Consider the following 5692-nt stretch of genomic DNA (forward strand, 5'->3'; position numbering starts at 1 on the left):
AGCTTTTCTGCGTGCAACGATTGGTAAAAGCGCTGCAAAGTACCGCGATAAAACTGTGCTTTCAAATCAGAAGCTGAAGACATGTCCTCTTCCGGAATGATAAAATAACATGCATCAATGTCTTCTTTTTGTTGATAAATATATTCAAATAATGGATTGTGTTCCATTCGAAACATTCGATTTAATAACACAGCAATTGCCATAAACAAAACACCCTTCAATTATCTTTTTATTTTATTAAGCTTTTTGTCACTTTAAAATAACCTAGATTCTTATTTATATTTTTAATTAAAGCAAACCTAACCATTTCCAATAAGTCATACTAAAAACTATCACTAGAATATACCCTACAATTGTCAATGGTATACCTGCCTTCAAGAAATCTTTAACCGTAAAAGTACCAGTGCCATAAGCCAACATATTTTGAGGTGCACTAACAGGTAATAAGAAACCAAAACTAATAACAAATTGTTGAATTAAAACAAATCCTATAGACTGGTCTCCTAAGTGTAACGTAGAGGTTAGCGAAATAAAAACAGGTATTAACGCTGATGATAAACTTGTTGCACTCGCAAAGCCCAAATGAATCAATATATTAAAAAGCGTGATAAGTGCAATTGTCGCGATAATAGGTAAATGTTTTAAACCTAAAACACCAAAAGTTTGATCACTTAACCATTGAGCTGCACCTGTTTTCAAAAGAACGTTCCCTAGTGAAATACCTACACCAAACACGATAATTGTTCCCCATGGTATTTTATTTTCAACATGTTTCCATGTCATGACACCAATTTTCGGCATTAACATAACACCTAAAGCAATAATAGTAATGGATGCAGAGTCAATCGGATGTAATACTTTTTCAGTTGACCAAAACAGTAATAATAACATCGATATAACAATTAAACGCCATTCACGTGGGCTAACGGGGCCAAGTTTATGCAATTCTTCTTTTATTAAATCTTTACCACCTTCTATTGTATTAATTTCTGGAGGCATCACTTTAATCATGATGAAATATAAAGCTACGGACATAACTATGGACCAAGGCGCTGCATATAAGAACCACTCGCCCCATGAAACATCAAATCCTAATTGATGGTTTATAAAATTAATCGCTACGATATTTTGTGCTGCCGCCGTTTTGATACCAATATTCCAAATTGACACAGCTTGTACTGAAGTAATTATTAATAAAGACGCTAACTTGCTATCTTTGGAAACTTTAAATGCCGCAATCATACCCAGCAAGATTGGTACAACTGCCCCTGCTCTAGCTGTTGCAGAAGGAACGAAAAATGCAAGTACAATTGAAACGATAATTGCTCCAATAACTATATTTCTAGTTTTATTACCAACAATTGATAACACTAAAAGAGCTAGTCTTTTATGCAAATTCGTTTCTTGCATAGCAGCAGCCAAAAATAATGCAGCTGCAACGAGAGCTACAGCTGAAGTTGCATATCCACTAAACGCTAATGATAATGCATGATTAGTTCCTAGAAGGTCACTTCCAGCTAAAATAGCACTGCCACTTTTCGGATTACCTAGCTTCTCCCCTAAATTTTGAACCGGGCTAAATCCTAAAAGTAATATCATTAAGCCAATAATTAAAGTTGCTGACACCGGATATGATACAGCTTCCGTTACCCACATAATAACTGCAAAAGCTAAAATAGCTAGTACTGCCTTAGCCATTATCGGCAGACTTGAAGGTGCCGGGAGTAATAGTACAACTATAAGTATTATAAAACTCATGACAATCCAAAATGGCTTGTATTGCTTTTTTGTCTTTTCTTTCTTTTGTTGTTCATGTTCCACTACATGTTTTTCTTCTGACATAACAGTCACCCCTTTGTTTAATCTTAATTTAATTATAACAATTTTTTAAAACATACATTTTTAATTTATGCAAAATACACAATTTTATCGAAATATTTTGTAAATAATATTGCTAGGTGATGAGTTATCTCGGTTAATTACAAAACGATATCTAAGTTTAAATATTAGATCATAAAAAAACTATCTACTGAATATCCTCATAGCATCATTTTTCTAAGCAAAAGTTAAACTTAGTTAGATAAAATGCAAATGAGATTATTGTAGATAGTCTCTTTTTAATATTTAAAAATGATTAATGCCATAAACATAAATAATTCCAAAGAATGCCGCGCCACTAAGCACTGTTAATATAAGACTTAGTAACAATGTGCGTTTATAATGTTTAATAAATGCTATGAACAAAATGACTACATTATACGCAAAGAAAAGTCCGAATAATGTCATTGTTATTTTCAAATCAGAATAGAAAATATTTAATAGTAATACAATGACTGCATAAATTAAATACGGAATAACTATAAATTTGCGTTCAAATCTTAATTGTTCGAAACGTTTATCTTCGTTTGTCATGATATGCTCCTTTATGATTTAAAAGTAAATAAGTTTACGGAATATCTTGTCCGATAATAGCGGTGTAAATGTCAAACCACGACTGATCATCTAAATTAAGTTGTAGCCCTTCGATTGCTTGATCAATACGCTTTAACTGACTTGTTCCAAGTATCGGCATGATACTATGCGGTATTTTTACTAACCATGCTATCATCACAGCTGTGTCACTCACACCATATTTGTCAGCTATTGATTGAACAACTTTCATAATACGTTGCGCTTTAATATCTTCCTTGTCGAAAATTTTACCGCCTGCAAAAGGACTCCAAGCCATAATTTGAACATGGTTTTGATACATTGAATCCATTGTTCCATCTTGTAAACTATCAACGTGATATGGCGATAATTCTAATTGATTGATGCTAATATGTAGTCTTTCTTTCATAATATATTGATTTAACAATTGGTATTGTGAATGATTAAAATTCGACACCCCGAATGACTTCAACTTACCTTGTTTAACAAGTTTAGTTAATGCATCAGCAACTTGTTCTGGATCCATCAATGGTGAAGGACGATGAATGAGTAGACTATCTAAATAATCTACATTCAAATTGATTAATGACTGTTCAACAGATTTCACGATGTGCTTACTACTCAAATCATAACGATGTCCATTTGTAAAATCAAATTGCTTAGAAGGCAAAATGATACCACATTTCGTAACAATTTGAATTTTATTTCTTAATTCGGGTGATAAATCCAAAGCATTACCAAACAGTGATTCACATTGATAATCCCCATAAATATCAGCATGATCCATCGTTGTAATTCCACGTTCAACTAATTCATTTATAAAATAATTTAACTCTTTCGCAGTCATCTTCCATTCATTTGCACGCCAAAAACCTTGTACAAGCCTAGAAAAATGAACATAGTGATTAATCATTATTTGTTCCATATCTCATCCACTCCATCCCTCAATGTCACAAAATATTCACAATAAAAGTATTAAGAAATTAATGTGCTATTTCCGTTAAATTGAAACAACACATTTTCTGATTTACGTAAATTGTAGCATATCCAATTGATTACGTATGTGATTTGTATCTAAAGTTTCACCAATAATAACAATCGTTAATGGTAATTGCATGCCAATTATTCCATAGTCTGGTAAACCATATGCATATTGAAATTCATAAATTGCATTTGGTTGATTTCTAAATGACACATAACCTTTCAAACGTAGAACAGATTCCGGTAATTTCATTATAAATTGATAAAACAATTGACGATCAATCGGACCTGTAAACGTGTAAGTCATACTTTTAATCCCATGATGATGGTGATGATGAGACGATATCTCTCTGTCTTTAACAGTTAAGTCCAATTCTTCCAACGAAACTTTTCCATAGGTTGTTTTATAAGTTGGAATACTTGCACAAATCATACCTAATTGCTTATCAATTTTCTCAAGACTGTCATCAGTTATAAGATCAATTTTATTAATAATAATCATGTCACTTAGTTTCAACTGATCTTCCATCAGCGAAACTGTATTTTCGGTATATTGATGACGTTCTAAAAATCGAGTCGCATCTAATACACCATAAATAATCGGCTTTTCAAAGAAATTAACGATTTGCGGATCTTGACATGCAACTAGTAATTCCAAAGGATGCGCAATGCCTGTCGCTTCTATGATGACATGATTAACGTCCCCTTTTAAAGCAATGGCTTTTAGTTCATAGACAAGTTCTTGTTTAAGATCGCAACAAACACAACCATTAATCAATGAATGGACTTCAATTTCATTTGAAATACTATTGCTATCAATATCAAAAGTACCGAATTCATTCATGATGATTTTAATTTTCTCATCATTTTTTAATAATTCACTAATATAATGTGTCAGTAACGTGGTTTTACCACTACCCAAAAATCCGTTAATTATGGATATTCTTATTTTTTCATCTTTATTATTTTTCATTTTATATTCTCTTTTCTATTACAGTTATTTTTAAAAATGATAACATATATATTAAATTATCTTTTTGCTTGATTTAATCAAAAATATCTTCTAAACTTTAAACATACTTTAATTTTAGCATGGCATTGAATCAAAGAAAGTTGTGAATTAATAAACAATCAACTTTTTAATGATTACCAATCCGAAAAGAGAAAAAAACGGATAGTATGTCTGGAGGAGAACTTTAATGTCTGATCAACATAATTTAAAAGAACAGCTATGCTTTAGTTTGTACAATGCTCAAAGACAAGTTAATCGCTACTACTCTAACAAAGTTTTTAAGAAGTACAATCTAACATACCCACAATTTCTTGTCTTAACAATTTTATGGGATGAATCTCCTGTAAACGTCAAGAAAGTCGTAACTGAATTAGCACTCGATACTGGTACAGTATCACCATTATTAAAACGAATGGAACAAGTAGACTTAATTAAGCGTGAACGTTCCGAAGTCGATCAACGTGAAGTATTTATTCACTTGACTGACAAAAGTGAAACTATTAGACCAGAATTAAGTAATGCATCTGACAAAGTCGCTTCAGCTTCTTCTTTATCTCAAGATGAAGTTAAAGAACTTAATCGCTTATTAGGTAAAGTCATTCATGCATTTGATGAAACAAAGGAAAAATAATTAACTTTTGTCATGACAATTAAAGTAATGTTTAGAATTTATTAAGAATAGAAAAACAATTAGCACGCGTAAGCTTGTTAGTTAAAAAACTGCTTGAAAGGTTTCTTAGCCTATCAAGCAGTTTTTTTATGCATTATATTGAATCATATTCCATAAAGCACCTTGATTAGCGAGTAATTGTTGATAGTTTCCCTTTTCAACTATTTTACCATTTATCATCACAATGATGGTCTCAAAACGTGACAATAAAGTTAAATCGTGTGTAGCAACAATTAATGTTTCTGCATGTGCTTCAATTAAATCCATAACTTTTAAACTATTTTGTTTATCTAATGCAGTTGTTGGTTCATCTAAAATCCATGTTGATGCAGTATCTTTTAATAACATCCTCGTAATCGCTAAACGCTGAATTTCTCCGCCAGATAATGTATGACCATCTAAGTCAATTTGACGTTCTAGTGCCAAATGTTCTAAATCTAATTGCTTAAATATTGCTTGCACCGCTTCATCTTTTTCATCGGTAAATAAATTTTGACGTATTGTACCATCAAATAATTGTTGAGATTGTAGCAAGACATTTAACGATTCAAACTTATCTTTGTCATCTATTTCAAACATATCCATATTTTCGAAACGAA

At 31.7% G+C, this 5692-nt stretch carries 6 protein-coding genes and 1 pseudogene; 1 reads left to right on the plus strand and 6 read right to left on the minus strand.

The annotated features are described in order from the left end of the window. The 5 genes and pseudogenes from IDG60_RS05000 to IDG60_RS05020 all read right to left on the minus strand — a co-directional run. Positions 1 to 203, minus strand: a pseudogene (locus tag IDG60_RS05000) (cryptochrome/photolyase family protein); the annotation flags it as partial. Between the two features lie 85 nt (positions 204 to 288). Continuing rightward, on the minus strand, positions 289 to 1842 hold the full coding sequence (locus IDG60_RS05005) for an SLC13 family permease (protein WP_001288051.1): 1554 nt from the start codon (positions 1840 to 1842) through the stop codon (positions 289 to 291). 282 nt (positions 1843 to 2124) lie between these two features. After that, positions 2125 to 2412 (minus strand): hypothetical protein, encoded by a 288-nt coding sequence (locus IDG60_RS05010; RefSeq protein ID WP_000180416.1) that lies wholly within the window; start codon positions 2410 to 2412, stop codon positions 2125 to 2127. Positions 2413 to 2446: 34 nt separating this feature from the next. Continuing rightward, the gene (locus tag IDG60_RS05015; protein WP_000435109.1) at positions 2447 to 3355 is read right to left on the minus strand and encodes an aldo/keto reductase; all 909 of its coding nucleotides are present in this window, start codon (positions 3353 to 3355) and stop codon (positions 2447 to 2449) included. A 102-nt stretch (positions 3356 to 3457) separates the two neighbouring features. Beyond that, positions 3458 to 4384, minus strand: coding sequence for a CobW family GTP-binding protein (locus IDG60_RS05020; protein ID WP_000794409.1), 927 nt, complete (start codon positions 4382 to 4384; stop codon positions 3458 to 3460). Positions 4385 to 4610: 226 nt separating this feature from the next. On the opposite strand from IDG60_RS05020, the gene mgrA reads away from it, so the two are divergent. Then, a complete protein-coding gene (gene mgrA / locus IDG60_RS05025; RefSeq protein ID WP_001283444.1) occupies positions 4611 to 5054 on the plus strand; it encodes a global transcriptional regulator MgrA in 444 nt (147 codons plus the stop codon). A 126-nt stretch (positions 5055 to 5180) separates the two neighbouring features. Here the strand turns inward: mgrA and IDG60_RS05030 are convergent. Continuing rightward, positions 5181 to 5692, minus strand: a 512-nt coding sequence (locus IDG60_RS05030; RefSeq protein WP_206160536.1) for an ATP-binding cassette domain-containing protein, incomplete at its 5' end; no start/stop codon positions are given.

The sequence above is a fragment of the Staphylococcus sp. EG-SA-2 genome (genome assembly GCF_017152085.1).

Coding starts and splice junctions, on each gene's coding strand:
- IDG60_RS05005 (WP_001288051.1), bottom strand. CDS start 1,842: ATGTCAGAAGAAAAACATGTAGTGGAACATGAACAACAAAAGAAAGAA.
- IDG60_RS05010 (WP_000180416.1), bottom strand. CDS start 2,412: ATGACAAACGAAGATAAACGTTTCGAACAATTAAGATTTGAACGCAAA.
- IDG60_RS05015 (WP_000435109.1), bottom strand. CDS start 3,355: ATGGAACAAATAATGATTAATCACTATGTTCATTTTTCTAGGCTTGTA.
- IDG60_RS05020 (WP_000794409.1), bottom strand. CDS start 4,384: ATGAAAAATAATAAAGATGAAAAAATAAGAATATCCATAATTAACGGA.
- mgrA (WP_001283444.1), top strand. CDS start 4,611: ATGTCTGATCAACATAATTTAAAAGAACAGCTATGCTTTAGTTTGTAC.